Here is a 14,101-nt window from a genome sequence, read left to right on the forward strand (position 1 = left end):
AGTCGGCCCCATCCCCTCCTTGGAGGGGTGCCCGGAGGGCGGGGTGGGTCAAAATGGCGACAAAAAGCAAGCTTCTGAATACGGAGAAAAATCTCCTTCTATCCAGATAAAACCCACCCCTCCCCCTCCCAGGAGGGGACGATTAGCCTGTTTGTCCAAGAAGTATTCTCTGTCGAACTCACGTTGCCCACAGGTAGAACTCCAGGTCTGGACTTGAATTTGGTTTAAATACCCCGCCGAAAGGTTTTGACGGCAGCCAGCCGGGAGGTTTGCGCCATCAACACACATTGGGTCAACAACGCCATAATCTACACTACTCATCCTAACCCAGCCAAAACAGCCCCCCCAGGATCAGAGCAACTGCCCCCAGGGCCACCCACAAAAAGCCATTGTCTTTGCTATTGATCTGACTGGGGTCCAGGGGCTCTGGTTCAGGCTGGGGTCGCTTGCGGGGGGTGGTCTTGGCCGCCACCACGTAGGCCTTGCGATCAGCCGCCTCCGCCCCGGCCCCCAGGTCGGGAATCTGGCTCATCCAGTTGCTGGGCCGTTTGAGTTGAGGAGCTTGCAGGATATACAACAAGTTTTTGGCCTGCTTACGCACCTCCAGGTCAGGATGCTGGGTCAGGGTCTGGCAAAGGGCGATCGCATCTGGCTGGCGGCCCACCGCACTATAGGCATTCACCAGCCAGATTTGAATGTCTCCCCCCAGAGATGTCGTGGGATTCACCAAGGTCATGGCTGTTTCAAAGCAGGCGATCGCCGTTCGATAGCGACCTCGATCAAAGGCCTCCTGGCCCTGGAGATACTGGGTTCTGGCAAGCTCACGGGGATTTTCGGTCATCAGCTCAATCGGTCAGTGGAACATTATGGACAAGTCTGACCACGAAAATACCCATCTTTGCTGCAATCTGTCAGCTGATCAACCTGCCCCAGGGCCTACATCCCACCCTGCAGGATAGCTTCGTGCTCAGACATCTTCTATTTTGCCCCCTTACATCTATCCTCCGGGCACCTTCCCCCTAACCACCGCCTCTACAGATGCTCCCTATCTCCGTAACTCACCAGGGGCAGACACCCAGGTCTGCCCCTACACCACCCTCAACTCAAAACTCAAAACTCAAAATTCTCCCCCACCTCTACCCTCCGGGAAGCCGCTCCGCGTCTACACCTCCCCATCTCCCCACCCTTCGACTCCGCTCAGGGCTCCGCCTCCCCCATCCCTCCATCTCCCCATCTCCCCACATCAACCCAACCCCACCCAAACCAACCCCAACCCCATAGCCACCAAAGCCCCCAGGGTGGTGTTGATGATATTCACCACCTCATTGGTCAACCAGGGCCACTGCCCCTGCACCGTTGCCCCAATCACACTTTCGGCACTGGTGGCGATCAACGCCGCCACCAGGCAGATGGGGATACCCCAGAGGGCGATCAAACCGACGCCCCACCCCGCGATCGCCATCACCGCCGACCCCAGCACCCCGGCCAGGGTGCCTTCTAAACTAACAGCTCCTTCGGTGCCCGCTGGCACTGGCTTCAGGGTGGTCATCAAAAAGGTACGGCGACCATAGGCTTTGCCCACCTCGCTGGCGGTGGTGTCGGACAGTTTGGTACTCAGGCTGGCCACATAGCCTAACCCCAGGGCTGCGATCCAGACACCTGGGCTAGGGCCAGCCCAGGTGTTTAACCCCCAAATGGCCAGGGCGCATAGGGTCCCCGCCAGGGCAGAACCCCAGACATTCTCAGGCCCCCGCATACCCGATCGGCCTTCCGCAATGCCCGCCGCCTGTTTCCGTGCCATCCCCACCTTCGTGACCGCCGAGCCGACTAAAAAGTAAATCATCATCAGGGCATAACCGGGCCAGCCTAAACACCCCCAAAGCAAGACCCCTAAAGCCCAGGCATGCCCATAACCCGCTGGGGTCAGGAGCTTTTTGGGGGCCAGCCAGGCCAGGGCCAATAACCCAGTGTTAATCACCATTCCCTCTATCCAGGGCAGCCAGGCTGAATCTAACGGCAGCATCACATCATCCTCAGGCTTTTTTGCAAGGTATCACGGTCTTCAGGTCAGGGGTGGGGTAAATGTCTTTTGTAGTCGCAGACAGTTTCCCTGGCCGGGGCTAGGGGCATAGGTCAGCTGGTCTGCCACCAGGTACATAATTTTTAACCCCCGGCCACCGTCCGCCTCACGGTTGTCAGTCGTTAGCTTACTCTTGAGCACCGTCGTCAGGTCAAACCCTGGCCCTTGATCCCAAATACACATACTTACGGTGTCATCCTGAATATCAACGGTTACCCGCACTGGGGTCGCGGCAGGTAAACCGGCATGGGCATGGCGTACCGCATTGGTCACCCCTTCGATTAAGGCCAGCTGGCATTGCATCCAGGTTTTGTGAGGGATCGGGGCTGACCGAAATTGATCAAACCAGGCCAGTACCGACTTCAAAGCTGTAGGGTCCGTCGGAATCGAGATTTCGCTGGTTTGGTGGTAGGTCAAATCTATGATCACAAGACTTGTCTTATTTGCATAATAGGCCTAACCTCGGCTGTCAGAACAGCTATTCTTGTAGCGACTCTAGCAATGAAGCCTTATCACACCATTCCCATTTTTGACTGTGGTGAACCACTGGTGCCGATTCCCCTAGAACACTTTGCTGTGGTTCGGCCCCATCCCTACCAGCGGTTGGGAGCGCCCTATGGCGATAAATCCCCCTATTTTTTGCGGCAGGGGGTAGTGGCTGCCCTACTGCAAGCTCAGCAGTACTTACAGGCCCACCACCCCGGTTGGCGACTGCAAATCTTCGATGCCTTCCGCCCGATCGCGGTACAGCGATTCATGGTCGAGCATACCCTGGCAGACCTGGCGCGATCGCACCGCCTAGACCCCACCGCCCTTACCGCCGCTCAACAGGAGGCCTTGATGGTGGAGGTGTTGCAGTTTTGGGCCTGGCCCAGCGACGACCCGGCTACCCCGCCCCCCCACAGTACTGGGGCCGCCATCGACCTCACTCTGGTGGACAGCGACGGTCAACCGGTAGCCATGGGGTCAGCGATCGATGACGTCTCACCCCGGTCGTTTCCCGACCACTTTCAAGCTTACGGCGAAGGGCCAGAACAGGCCTATCATCGCCATCGCCAGTACCTGTATCAGGCCATGGCCGCCGCTGGATTTTGTCGCCACCCAAAAGAGTGGTGGCACTTTTCCCTGGGGGATCAGCTGTGGGCCTGGGTGCAGCGGCAGGTAACCGGGCAGTCTATGGTGGCCCACTATGGCGGGGCCATAGTAGATGAAGCCTTATATCGATGGCAATGCAACGCCAAAAGCGGTTCAATCCACCTTCAATGGCTAAAATTGAGCCACTAAGGAGAACAGGATTATGAAACAACTAGTCTGGCTAGGGCTTTCAGCGGGCACGACGCTGCTATCGTCTCTGCTTTTCACCGGGCTGGGGGCTAGGGTGGCTTGGGGCCAACCCACCGCTACCGTACAGACTAATCTGCAACTGGCGGTTTGCCTCAGTGATTGGCATGGGGCCTTGAACCAGATCGACCGTCTCCTGGCGTCCCCAGAAATACCCCCCAAAGATCGGGCCACCCTGGTGGTGCTAAAGCGGCAATTTCAACGCTACCGACTCGATCGGGTAGCCCATCCCCCAACCCAAGCGTGCGACCCCCTACTTACGGGCTTTGGCATCTCTGGGTTTACCCCCCTACAACCCCTAAACCTAGACGCCGCCTTATATGCCAGCGTTGGCCAGGGGCAGCCCAATGTCACCTCTGACCAACACATTCGCCGTCAGCAGGCGGTCTATGCCGCTGGTCTGCACCAAATCCATGCCACCCCCATACCGGCCCTCTCCCCAGCCCAGCGCCTTAATACCAGCAATGGCAGCGGGGTAACGGCGGGGGCCGTCAACCGGGGGGTGAATGTCTATGCCTTTTTGGCCCAGGCCGGGGATGTGGTTACCCTGGATGTGAATGTCACTCGTATTCTACCGGGGCTGCTGTATCACGACGATGACTCTCAGTTGTTTTTGTTCGATAGCGAAGGCCGCCTGCTGGCCGATAATGACGACTTCACCCGGTTACAATCGCGGCTGAGTGATGTTTCTCTGCCCAGCACTGGGGTGTACTACGCTGCTATTACCACCTACAACAATAACCCCCTCCTCAACAGCGATCGCCAGATTACCGGCTGGCAAGGGTTAGGGGGCAGTTCCATCGAGTACACCCTCACCGTGACTGGGCTCACCCCCGCTGACCAGGTGGGGCGTTTAGAGGAATAATGCAGCTGCGCACTACGGTGATCGACCTGTTTTCAATAAGATAAAAGTATCTTAAGCCATAGCTCATAGCTCCAGCAGTCTGCTCTTTTAGGTAGCATTTTCTCAGGTTGGAACTTTCCCTGTGACTGCCTTTTTTGGACACAGGATGGACCTGAAATGTTAATACCCATTAAGGTTAGCCCCTAAGGTTGGCGGCAAATGCCAAACACCGACGTGTAGCCATGCAGAAAGGTGGTTTTGCCCACGGGACCAATTTCGCCGCCGCAGAAAAAGCCACTGAGGGGCACAGGCCCCAGGTGTTGGTAAAACAGGCCCGAGTCAAAGTTGGCCTGCTGATACAGCCCTTCCCCGCGCCCCATACAGGTAAACATCAAGGCCCCAGCCGGGGCATGGCCAGCAGCCATTTGGGTCTGGTACTGCCCCAGTAGCTGGTCGAGATCCTCCGCTGAGGTGTGGGCATCTCGCAGATGAAACCGCACTCGCTGCCCTGGGCGTAGGCGATCGCCCACCGCGATCGCCCCCACCTTAGGGTCAACCCCCAATAGGGTGCGAATCAAAAAATCCCCCTGGTCCAGGGACAGCTTAAAGCTGTCCTGGGCCACACCGATAAACAACGAGCTTTGGGCCAGCTTGCGATCCGCTTCGCTCAGGGTTTGAAACAACTCCTGTAGGACAACCAGGGGAGGTTGCTCTGCTCCGTCCATGGGGTCGCTGAGGGCCAACACAATATTACGTTCAGCCTGGGTGACACGATAGTCAGGGCCAATGGGCCGACACCCCTGGGCGACAATGGTGTCCAACACCACCGGTCCCCATAGCGCTACCCCAACCATACCCTCGTCATAGAGCGTGCGATCGCAAAACAGACCACAGTTACGGTTAAACCCATCCACGCTGGCCATGCCCCCCACCTTGGCGGCCCCTGGGTAGGCAAAGTCTAAGCCCTGCAATAGATCTGTGACGCTGGATGAAAAGGGATCCCCTAGCAAAATGAACTGCGGGTCTTGGTCTGGGGCCACCCCCACCAGGTCAACCCAAGCCCCGGGGGGGCTATCTAAATCCGGCAAGTCATCACTGGCAATGTGGAAGCTGCGCAGCCCCACCCCTGGCAGGGAGGCCACCGTCAAGCTTAGGGCCGGGTTATCTTCTACCTCAACTGGGGCATCCTCTGGCCCCATACCAACCACGCCACCGCCACTACAACCAATCAGCACTGGGATAGCCAGCCGCTCATGCAGTAGCGGCAGCAGGCGAGAAAATTCACTGGTAAACGACGAGGAAATAAACACCAAGCCCAAGTCAGGATCACCCTCAAATTGGCGACTAACTTGGTCTACCACCTCCTGCACGGCTGCTTCCAAAGAAGCCCGGGTCGATATGGCATTGGCCCACCGCATCGGCTGGGAAGTTGCACTCATGGCCTCGTCCTTCTGGCGTAGTGGCTTCAGTCTAGATCGGATTTCCAGTCCTACCTGTAAAATCTGGGCGATCATCCCCTTAATTTACAAACAGCCTAGGTTGACAACCCTTCCCTCAGGGTTCGGGTTTCTGGCTTGGTCTGACCTAGGGGGTAGACTATACTGATTTACGATCTGGGATGAACCGCAGACAGGGTTAGTTGCCAAGGCTTGACTTGTCTGTACCGCTTAGATTTAGTTAGGCTGTAGTTTGCAGAAGGTAATCAACGTTATGGCTGAAAATATCAAAAATCGCATCGAAAAAGAGCTCGAGACAGCTCGAGAAGCCTGTGATACCGCAGGCAGCACATCCCAAGAATGTGCCGCCGCTTGGGACGCCGTAGAAGAACTCCAGGCCGAAGCCTCCCACCAACGGGACAAAGGTACTGACAAAAGTTCCTTTGAAACCTATTGCGAAAATAACCCTGAAGCCGACGAGTGTCGGGTATACGACAACTAGGGAGGTACAGCATGTGACCCTGGCGATCGCAGGTTCCCTAGATCGCCCCCAAGAACGTCCTCTACCCCAGGGCGTTCTTGCTATTTGTGAGGGCCAGTAGTCCTATAGCTGACCGAACGTTTTTGTCTTACTGTCTACTTTTTTATTGATTCAGGATTTATGGCCCTCACGGTTTACGGTATTCCCACCTGCGGCACCTGCAAAAAAGCCTGCCAATGGCTGGACAGCCACGGCATAGCCTACAGCTTTGTCAACACCAAGGTAGACCCACCCAACCGGGAGACCATCGCTGATTGGGTTAACACCCTAGGGGCCAAGCCGATGCGTAACACCTCTGGCCAGTCCTATCGCGCCCTGGGGGATGAGAAGAAAACCTGGACCGATGACCAGTGGATTGACGCCTTTGCCGCCGATGCCATGCTGCTAAAGCGTCCCCTGTTTGTGCGCGATGGCCAGGCGGTGTTGGTTGGATTCCGAGCCAGCGATGAGGACCTGAAAGCGGCCTTAGGTTAGTGGTCTGTCAAGGCTAGAAATCAGGGTGACGACGTTGTAAACATTGCTTATCTTCAGGGAATTCACCTCATCCAGTCAGGCTTACCGTCCCCTCCCGGGAGGGGTGCCCGGAGGGCGGGGTGGGTTCTTCGCGCATGTGATGTTCGTCACCGCCTCGATCGGCTACGGCCCATCCTGTCGGAACCACCCTGGGGACATGCAGTAAACTAATAGCCAGCCATTGCCAGGGGCGGCATGTTACGACTGGCTAATCGATCCATGTCCCCCAGTAGCGAGTATCCTGAAGCATCATCAGCTTGCTTGTGTCACTACAGGGTTTGAACTATGGAGTACTGGGAGTTTCTGCTGCAAAAGGAGGGTGATCAAAGCTGGCTCCCCTTAGACGTTTCGCAGGTGGAAATTTTAGAGGGGCGCTATCGGGTGATGGCTCACAGTAGCCAGGCCCAAGTTCCCGTTCAGGTACAGATTAGCCAACGACTTTTGAATCAGGTGCCTCCTAAACGACGGACCCTGCGTCGTCAGGGCAAAACCAATGACGATGGTCTGATGGTGGTGATGCCCTTTACCCGTCTGAGCGCGGGCATCTGGGATATTCAATGCTCCGCAGGCGATACCGAAGAGACACTGCCAGCCACGGCAGATACGTCTGGAGATCAGGCCAGTAGAACCTGGCGTTATGCCATTCAACTGCGGATTATTGCCCAAGGAACTGACGAGGACAGTGACTGGTTTGCCGATGAGGGCACTACCCCCAGGGGCTCCACATTCCCAGAGTCTCTCCGGTCAGCCGCCTCAGCCCAGCCGTCCCCGCCTAGCCCGGCCCCTGTCTGGCCACAGCTCGATCTAACCCTGGTGACTGACGCCCTGAATCAGGCGCGGCAGCATTTGGCCACAGCCCCAGAAGCCCAGCAGGATGGACTCTACAAAATTGAGCTCAGCCAGACGGCTCTGGTGGGGGGAGAGGGGCAGCCCATCGGCTTAACAGGTCAGGTGCGGGGGGTAGTGGCAGGGGAGTCCTGTTCTGATATGGCTCTGGTCGTGCGTCTGCTTGATCCCCAGACTGCCGAAGTCCTGACCTTGACACCTTTTGCCCTGGGCAGTTCAGCCCTACCCACTGGGATCAACTTAACCGTTACCCTCCCCCCCCAGCTCTCGACTCGGCTGCTGGTGGGCGAAGTGGGGCTGGTATCGCTGTCGGCGGGCACCGTGAATATCCTGGCGTTGCAGGGGTTTACCGTAACAGTGGATCTCTCCTCCCTGTTTGATGCGATCGCCAATCGGGCCGAATCTGAAACCGACCTGGATGTGGTTTTCCCCAGCAGCCCCGGCCAGGGTAGGGATGAGCCGCCGTCCCCCTCCACTGAGACCAAAACTGAATCCAGCGTCAACGCTAGCACCGATTGGACCCTCGTCGATCTGCCCCAATCTCCCCCCCGGGTAGTTCCCGTCGTCACCCTACCCCGCAGTAGCGCTAGCCTGCCGCCCAAAATCTACTACCCTTCTCCCCACGAAGCTAAAACGCACCGGCCCACCTTACCTCCCACGGGCAACGTTAAGCCCAGCCCCCTGACCCAGCCCACACCCCCTGACCCAGGGGATGGCGTGGCCGATAGTACCTCACCGCCCGCTGGTGGCGATCGCGATAGTGAGCCGGACTCCCCTGCCAGCCATCCCGTGCCACCGCCCCCCACCGCCACTGGCTCGGTAGCCCCAGCTACCACCCCAGCTACCCCTGGCCAGGGGTTAACCCTGCCCCCGGTGGTTCAGCGCTCCAGCCAAACCTTAGACCCAGCCACTTCAAGCCGAACCACCCAGAGCTCACCACCGTCCAAGGTGCCACTATTGCCCTCCCACGAAGCCATGGGCTTCAAGGATCTAAAGCTCCAGGACCGATTCTGGGCCAGACTCAATGATTTAGCCCAGAACATTCAACAGGATGCCCACCAAAAACGAGTTGAACAAGATGCTGCTGAGGCCCAAGGCCTAGACCTAGCAACCGATGGGGCCGAGGTGCAAGAACCAGCTGCCCCCTTCGTGCCCTTTGCGGGGGAGGTGGTGATTTATGACGATGCCGATGAGACCCTGGGGGCCAGTCTGGGTAGCGAGCCATTCACAATACCAGGCGATCGCCCCAATCATCCCACTGCCCCTAGCCCAGAGGCTGAAGCGGAGATTATTACCCCGCCTGTGCCAGATATTGATGTACCTGACGGAGAGCTTGTGGCTGGGGATGGGGTCATGCTAACCCTGCGGGTTCCTTTCCATCCCAACCGGTTATATGTCAAAGTGTGGCTGATCGATCCCCAGACACGGACATTGGTCGACGAACCCCGACAGGTGATGAACCTGGCCCCCAATGGCCGTGGACAGTTAGAAGGGACCCTACGCCTGACGGTGCCCATGGGCTGTTTGGAAGTTTGGTTTGAAGCGATTACGGTTGATATCATGACCCAGCAGGAAAGTTATAAGGCGACCGTCAGCCGTTCAGTCACACCAGCGGGTTTAGAGACACCCTCTTTGGATGAATTTGAGTTGTAGCATTGTCCCTTTTACTAAAAGCTGTGTCAGTTTATTAAACTGTCTAGCAATCTATACACATTTCCAAAGAATGGATGAATCCTTGAAATATCGAAATATTGGCTCCATAGGCTAGATAGTCCCGTACAATAATTTCGGTTTTCTAGCAGGGTGGGCAAGCTCAATTGCTTAGCCTCAAGCCGTCTACCATTCAAGGTCGCCGGAAGCTATTGGTCATTGCCTATTACCCAGTGGTCGTTTCTATTACAGGTTGTCAAAAGCCTGGCTCAAAAGCCAACTCAGCGCTGTCAAAGCCCTTCATTGCTGATGACATGTGCTCATACCCGTTACTCTATTCAGGAAAGGGGACAATGAACCTAGTTGCGAATCTTAAAGCGATCGCCCTCACCGCAGCCACCCTAGGCATTTTGGGTGGCGCTGGTCCAGCCGTGGCCGCTGTGCCAGCACCAGCATCGGCTAATCGTCTGGCTAATCCTACCAACCCCATGCTGGCCCAACAGCAATTTGGCAGCACCCGAGTCGACGAAAGCGATCTGTTAGTCGTGGCTGTACCAGGGACAGCCTCGATTCCCTATCGCCTCTACATTGTTGAGCAAGTCGGGGCAGACCGTGACTGCTGGACCTTTGCTGACTCCGGCGATGGCCGCTCCCACGTCAATGCCCTGTGGAACACCTTTGACTTTTCAGGAGTCTGTCGCCTGCAGCGGGACTCCAACGGTTACGCTGTACGCTTAGCCGGGCAAGACGTCGGGTCGGGGGTTCGGTTTGAGGTGAATGAGCGGGGGGGGAACCTAGTGTTGCAGGTGTCCCCATCCATTGTCTCTCGTCAGCGATTCACCATCGGTCGCAGCAATGGCATTAGCCCCACTGGCTTCACTCGCCTGCAGTTAGATCCAGGCTGGTTCCTAAGTAAACGCACCTTCGAGGGGCAAGTGGTCAGCTCTCACCTGGTGTATTTTGAGAACGATGCCACCCTGGCCCAGCTGTTAGATGGTGAGGTAGCCACCGATCCTCCCACCCGCCCTCAACCCCAGCCCCAGCCCACGCTGGCTTTCCCGGATATTCGGGGTAACCGCTATGCCACTGAAATCAACCGGGCCTCAGAGCTAGGGGTAATTTCTGGCTTCCCTGAAGACAATACCTTTAGACCCACCAGCTCCCTCACCCGAGAACAGGCTGTGTCGGTGGTGATTGAAACCGCATCTAGAATTCTGCCCACCTCGCTAATTGCCGAACGGGACCAGCAGGTGTTCAGCCCCCCCTTCCCGGATGTGGCGGTCAACCGCTGGAGTGCGGTTAAAATTCGCCAGGCCCAGCAGTTGGGCATTGTCAGAGGGGATGCTGGCACAGGACTGTTCCGCCCCACAGACAACGTGTCCCGGGCGGAGTTGATGGCGATGATGAACCGCCTGGCCTTGATTCGTGACAATGTGGATACCTTTGATCCCACTGACACTCCGGTGCCTGGATTTGAAGACCTGCCCACCACCCTACCCACTAACGTCAGCAACCCGCCTAACTTTACGGATATCAGCGGCCACTGGGGGGCAGCGACCATCCGGCAAATGGCAGGCTACTGTGGTGTGGCAACACCCTTGAATGAAACGGGCACCAACTTTGCCCCCAATACCATGGCCCTGCGGGACTATACTGCAGCCACGGCGGCACGGATGGTGGATTGCCCAGCGCATCGACCCCAGTAGGGTCACCTGACTGTCAAACAACTCCCTCGACAACCCCAAGCCGATCACCAGGATTCAACGATCGGCTTGGGGTTAGTCGTACAGTCTGGCGTAAGTAGAAGGGCTATTTAACGACTGTGCCTGAGCCGTCCCTTGGCAGCTAACGCACCCCCTGCAACAGTCCATAACGAATTAAGCCATTCTGTAACCCCTGGCGCATCGGTACCAAGGCCAGGGCTCCCTGGATTGTACCTGGGCCAGCTTTAATCAGCCCCAGCAGCGCCTCCACAGTAAACACTGAGGCAATGACTTGATCCCAGAAGGGAGCCACCGCCGGGGACCAGTCGGCGGCGGTCACCTGTTGGAATCCACAGGTATGGGCGATCGCCTCATACTCGGGCAAGGCAATCACATAGGGTAGCCCATAGACTCGATAGATCCAGTCCAATTGCTGGTGTTCTGCGGTGGTCAGGGGTCCTCCCAGGGAGTCTGTAGGGCGGTGGCACCAGGTGGCCATCAGCAGCTTGCCTCCGGGCTTGAGTACCCGGTAGCACTCTTGCAAAAAGGCCACTTTGTCAGGCATGTGCTCCCCGCTTTCCATCGACCAGACTAGGTCAAAGGTTTGGTCGGCAAAGGGGGTTTGCAGGGCATTGGCCACCTGGAACTGGGCGCAGGGGGACGTGTCACCAGCCAGGTTAGCCGCTACTGACCGTTCTGTAGCCCGCTGGGCCTGCTTTGGACTCAGGGTGATACCCGTGACCTGGGCGTTAAACCGCTGGGCCAATACCAGGGCGCTGCCACCGATGCCACAGCCACAGTCCAGAATCCTCTGGGCCTGGGTCACGTGGCCCCAGGCCAGGCATTGGTCAATCAAGTCAATCTGGGCTTGACGGCGATTTTTGCGCTGACCGCCGTCAGGGCCATAGTAGCCATGGTGCATGTGCTCTCCCCAAATTTGCTCCCACAGCCCAGAAGCGTCGTCATAAAAGGTGCGAATTTGGTCGTATAGGGGATTAGCCATGGTTGATTACGTCAAACAGTAGGTGATTAAAGTTAGCGCCGGTTCTTCCCGGTTTTTGGGAAAATTCTTTTGGCATAGTAGTCGAGAGGGTCAACTCATGGAAATATAGGGTTGCTCTGCGCGATCGCACAGTTTAGCCATGCTGACTCATACATCCTATGCAAATGACGGTTTCTCGCACCATATGCTCTGGCTTTTTGGTCCTAATTGGGGTGGGAACCGTGCTATTGCTCTTGCCAGTGGCCACCGCCAGCGGTAACTGGAACAGCCCCCTGGTGGCCCTGTTTACCGCCACCTCAGCGGTCTGTGTGACCGGGTTGATCGTAGTCGATACCGGTAGCTATTTTTCACCCGTGGGCCAGGGCATCATTCTGGCCCTGATTCAGGTGGGGGGGCTGGGCTACATGACGGCGAACACCTTTCTGGTGCTGCTGCTGGGGCGGCGACTGGGGCTACGAGAACGCATCGCCATTCAGCAGTCTATGGATAATTCTGGGCTGTCCGGGGGGCGATCGCTGATTCTGTCGATTATTGCAATGACCCTGGTGTTTGAGCTGACTGGCATTTTTTGTTTTTACCCAGTCTTCCATCAGGACTATGGTCCAGGGCTGGGCCTCTGGCTTTCGATCTTTCACAGCATTAGCGCTTTTAACAATGCTGGGTTTAGCCTGTTCGCAGACAGCATGGTGCGGTACGCCCTTAACCCTTGGGTGAATGGAGTGGTCACCGCCCTGGTGATTATTGGTGGCATCGGTTACCAGGTGATTATGGAGTTGGTGATGTGGCTACGCGATCGCACCGAAGGCCGCCGCACCCGCACCATGTTTTCCCTCAACTTCAAAATTGTCACTAGCACCACGGCAATTTTGCTCGTCCTGGGCACAGGCGCTTTTTTTCTCACCGAATTTAATAACCCCGATACCCTAGGCCCCTTTGCCCCCCAAACTAAGTTGTTGATGGCCTGGTTTCAATCCGTGATTGCCCGCACCGCTGGCTTCAACTCCATCGATATTGGGGGCATGGGCAATGCTTCGTTATTTATTATGATTGCCCTGATGTTCATTGGGGCCAGTCCTGGCAGCACCGGCGGTGGCATTAAAACCACAACCCTACGTATTTTGTTGGCCTGTACCCGCATGGTCCTCCAAGGTCAAGAGGCCGTCATTACCTACCGACGGCAAATTTCCACCAGCCGGGTTCTAAAAGCGATCGCCGTGGTTGTCGGATCTGGCCTGGTGGTCGTCACCACTACCTCCCTCCTAGCCATTTCTAATCCCACCCTCAGTTTCATTCGCATTTTGTTCGAGTCAGTATCCGCCTTTGCCACGGTGGGCCTTTCCACGGGCATTACAGCCGAGCTGTCTGACTTCGGCAAATACGTCATCATCGCCACCATGTACCTGGGACGGGTGGGCGTCCTACTCTTTATGGCCGCCCTGGTGGGCGATCCCAAACCGACCGCCGTCCAATATCCCGAAGAAGAACTGCTAATCGGCTAGCCAGCCGTTAACGCCACAGACGGGCGCAGTGGTTCCATTAAAATTCCCAGAATCTGATCAATCTGGTTGATGTAATACTCTACCCGGTCAACCCGCACCACCGTCCCACCCAGAGTCAAGAACTTCCAGTTTGTGCCAGTCGTCACAGCCCCATAGATCAATGGCTTAAGATTTCCCTGTCGCTGGTTAAACACCTGAGCCGCCACCATGGCCGCAATACACTGCCCCAGTCCGCCGATAATGTCTTCTCGCTTCGCTTCCACAATCATCACCACAGGCGCTGTGATCAACAGCTGTTCTTGGGAGGCACTAATGATGTAGTCACAAAATCCTTGTAATCCTTGGGATGGGTCCACCACAAACTCGCTACCAGAAAAAAGCGAAATTTGGCCATTGAGCTGCCGCCGGACCTCAGCCAAAATCGGAGCAATCAAAAACTCAGATCTGGCTTTTTCCGTAGCAATAGCTGTCGCCAAAGGAATGTAATCAACCAGCATCGTTGACAAAATAGCCGAGGGAGGAACTGCCTCCACCGATTTAAATAAGTCCTGAGTTTCATCTAGGGTTAGCCCAAAAGCATCTTTGACATGGGCTAAGGTGAATTCGCTATAAGCCATAAGGGGTCATACCAGTCCAATATCCTAA

Annotated in this window: 13 protein-coding genes; 7 read left to right on the forward strand and 6 right to left on the reverse strand. The window is 56.5% G+C overall.

What is annotated here, in order from left to right; all coding sequences use genetic code 11:
• Positions 1–322: 322 nt before the first annotated feature.
• The 3 genes from E1H13_RS01975 to E1H13_RS01985 form a co-directional block, all read right to left on the reverse strand.
• Positions 323–841: a tetratricopeptide repeat protein gene (locus E1H13_RS01975; protein WP_169611718.1), complete on the reverse strand. Its 519-nt coding sequence runs from the start codon at positions 839–841 to the stop codon at positions 323–325.
• Positions 842–1,243: 402 nt separating this feature from the next.
• The gene (locus E1H13_RS01980) at positions 1,244–2,023 is read right to left on the reverse strand and encodes a TIGR00297 family protein (protein WP_169611719.1); all 780 of its coding nucleotides are present in this window, start codon (positions 2,021–2,023) and stop codon (positions 1,244–1,246) included.
• A gap of 39 nt (positions 2,024–2,062) precedes the next feature.
• Positions 2,063–2,509: an ATP-binding protein gene (locus E1H13_RS01985; protein WP_347404106.1), complete on the reverse strand. Its 447-nt coding sequence runs from the start codon at positions 2,507–2,509 to the stop codon at positions 2,063–2,065.
• A 72-nt stretch (positions 2,510–2,581) separates the two neighbouring features.
• Here E1H13_RS01985 and E1H13_RS01990 point away from each other — a divergent pair, with 72 nt between their 5' ends.
• Complete coding sequence (locus E1H13_RS01990; protein ID WP_169611720.1) at positions 2,582–3,364, forward strand: M15 family metallopeptidase; 783 nt, start codon at positions 2,582–2,584, stop codon at positions 3,362–3,364.
• Positions 3,365–3,377: 13 nt separating this feature from the next.
• Complete coding sequence (locus E1H13_RS01995) at positions 3,378–4,286, forward strand: pre-peptidase C-terminal domain-containing protein (protein WP_169611721.1); 909 nt, start codon at positions 3,378–3,380, stop codon at positions 4,284–4,286.
• Positions 4,287–4,468: 182 nt separating this feature from the next.
• On the opposite strand, the gene E1H13_RS02000 is transcribed toward E1H13_RS01995, so the two are convergent.
• Positions 4,469–5,704: an FIST N-terminal domain-containing protein gene (locus E1H13_RS02000; RefSeq protein WP_169611722.1), complete on the reverse strand. Its 1,236-nt coding sequence runs from the start codon at positions 5,702–5,704 to the stop codon at positions 4,469–4,471.
• Between the two features lie 271 nt (positions 5,705–5,975).
• Between E1H13_RS02000 and E1H13_RS02005 the strand changes: the two genes are divergently transcribed.
• The 4 genes from E1H13_RS02005 to E1H13_RS02020 all read left to right on the forward strand — a co-directional run bounded on the left by E1H13_RS02005 (position 5,976) and on the right by E1H13_RS02020 (position 10,957).
• Positions 5,976–6,203 (forward strand): Calvin cycle protein CP12, encoded by a 228-nt coding sequence (locus E1H13_RS02005; RefSeq protein WP_169611723.1) that lies wholly within the window; start codon positions 5,976–5,978, stop codon positions 6,201–6,203.
• A 159-nt stretch (positions 6,204–6,362) separates the two neighbouring features.
• Positions 6,363–6,716: a Spx/MgsR family RNA polymerase-binding regulatory protein gene (locus E1H13_RS02010; RefSeq protein ID WP_169611724.1), complete on the forward strand. Its 354-nt coding sequence runs from the start codon at positions 6,363–6,365 to the stop codon at positions 6,714–6,716.
• A gap of 324 nt (positions 6,717–7,040) precedes the next feature.
• Positions 7,041–9,254, forward strand: coding sequence for a hypothetical protein (locus tag E1H13_RS02015; protein ID WP_169611725.1), 2,214 nt, complete (start codon positions 7,041–7,043; stop codon positions 9,252–9,254).
• A 350-nt stretch (positions 9,255–9,604) separates the two neighbouring features.
• The gene (locus E1H13_RS02020; RefSeq protein ID WP_169611726.1) at positions 9,605–10,957 is read left to right on the forward strand and encodes a DUF3747 domain-containing protein; all 1,353 of its coding nucleotides are present in this window, start codon (positions 9,605–9,607) and stop codon (positions 10,955–10,957) included.
• Positions 10,958–11,096: 139 nt separating this feature from the next.
• Here E1H13_RS02020 and E1H13_RS02025 read toward each other — a convergent pair whose 3' ends face one another.
• Complete coding sequence (locus E1H13_RS02025) at positions 11,097–11,957, reverse strand: methyltransferase domain-containing protein (RefSeq protein ID WP_169611727.1); 861 nt, start codon at positions 11,955–11,957, stop codon at positions 11,097–11,099.
• A gap of 164 nt (positions 11,958–12,121) precedes the next feature.
• Here E1H13_RS02025 and E1H13_RS02030 point away from each other — a divergent pair, with 164 nt between their 5' ends.
• Positions 12,122–13,456 carry a TrkH family potassium uptake protein gene (locus E1H13_RS02030; protein WP_169611863.1) on the forward strand — a complete coding sequence of 445 codons (1,335 nt, stop codon included), beginning with the start codon at positions 12,122–12,124 and terminating at the stop codon, positions 13,454–13,456.
• On the opposite strand, the gene E1H13_RS02035 is transcribed toward E1H13_RS02030, so the two are convergent.
• Positions 13,453–14,073: a hypothetical protein gene (locus E1H13_RS02035; RefSeq protein WP_169611728.1), complete on the reverse strand. Its 621-nt coding sequence runs from the start codon at positions 14,071–14,073 to the stop codon at positions 13,453–13,455. The two genes, E1H13_RS02030 and E1H13_RS02035, sit on opposite strands and share 4 nt — an antisense overlap.
• Between the last annotated feature and the right edge of the window lie 28 nt (positions 14,074–14,101).

This window comes from Nodosilinea sp. P-1105 (assembly GCF_012911975.1).
Classification (GTDB): Bacteria; Cyanobacteriota; Cyanobacteriia; order Phormidesmidales; family Phormidesmidaceae; genus Nodosilinea.

Bases quoted from the DNA above. Each gene is read 5' to 3' on its own strand.
- E1H13_RS01975 (WP_169611718.1), bottom strand. From the start codon at position 841: ATGACCGAAAATCCCCGTGAGCTTGCCAGAACCCAGTATCTCCAGGGC.
- E1H13_RS02005 (WP_169611723.1), top strand. From the start codon at position 5,976: ATGGCTGAAAATATCAAAAATCGCATCGAAAAAGAGCTCGAGACAGCT.
- E1H13_RS02020 (WP_169611726.1), top strand. From the start codon at position 9,605: ATGAACCTAGTTGCGAATCTTAAAGCGATCGCCCTCACCGCAGCCACC.
- E1H13_RS02000 (WP_169611722.1), bottom strand. From the start codon at position 5,704: ATGAGTGCAACTTCCCAGCCGATGCGGTGGGCCAATGCCATATCGACC.
- E1H13_RS02035 (WP_169611728.1), bottom strand. From the start codon at position 14,073: ATGGCTTATAGCGAATTCACCTTAGCCCATGTCAAAGATGCTTTTGGG.
- E1H13_RS02010 (WP_169611724.1), top strand. From the start codon at position 6,363: ATGGCCCTCACGGTTTACGGTATTCCCACCTGCGGCACCTGCAAAAAA.
- E1H13_RS02015 (WP_169611725.1), top strand. From the start codon at position 7,041: ATGGAGTACTGGGAGTTTCTGCTGCAAAAGGAGGGTGATCAAAGCTGG.
- E1H13_RS01995 (WP_169611721.1), top strand. From the start codon at position 3,378: ATGAAACAACTAGTCTGGCTAGGGCTTTCAGCGGGCACGACGCTGCTA.
- E1H13_RS02030 (WP_169611863.1), top strand. From the start codon at position 12,122: ATGACGGTTTCTCGCACCATATGCTCTGGCTTTTTGGTCCTAATTGGG.
- E1H13_RS01990 (WP_169611720.1), top strand. From the start codon at position 2,582: ATGAAGCCTTATCACACCATTCCCATTTTTGACTGTGGTGAACCACTG.
- E1H13_RS01980 (WP_169611719.1), bottom strand. From the start codon at position 2,023: ATGCTGCCGTTAGATTCAGCCTGGCTGCCCTGGATAGAGGGAATGGTG.
- E1H13_RS02025 (WP_169611727.1), bottom strand. From the start codon at position 11,957: ATGGCTAATCCCCTATACGACCAAATTCGCACCTTTTATGACGACGCT.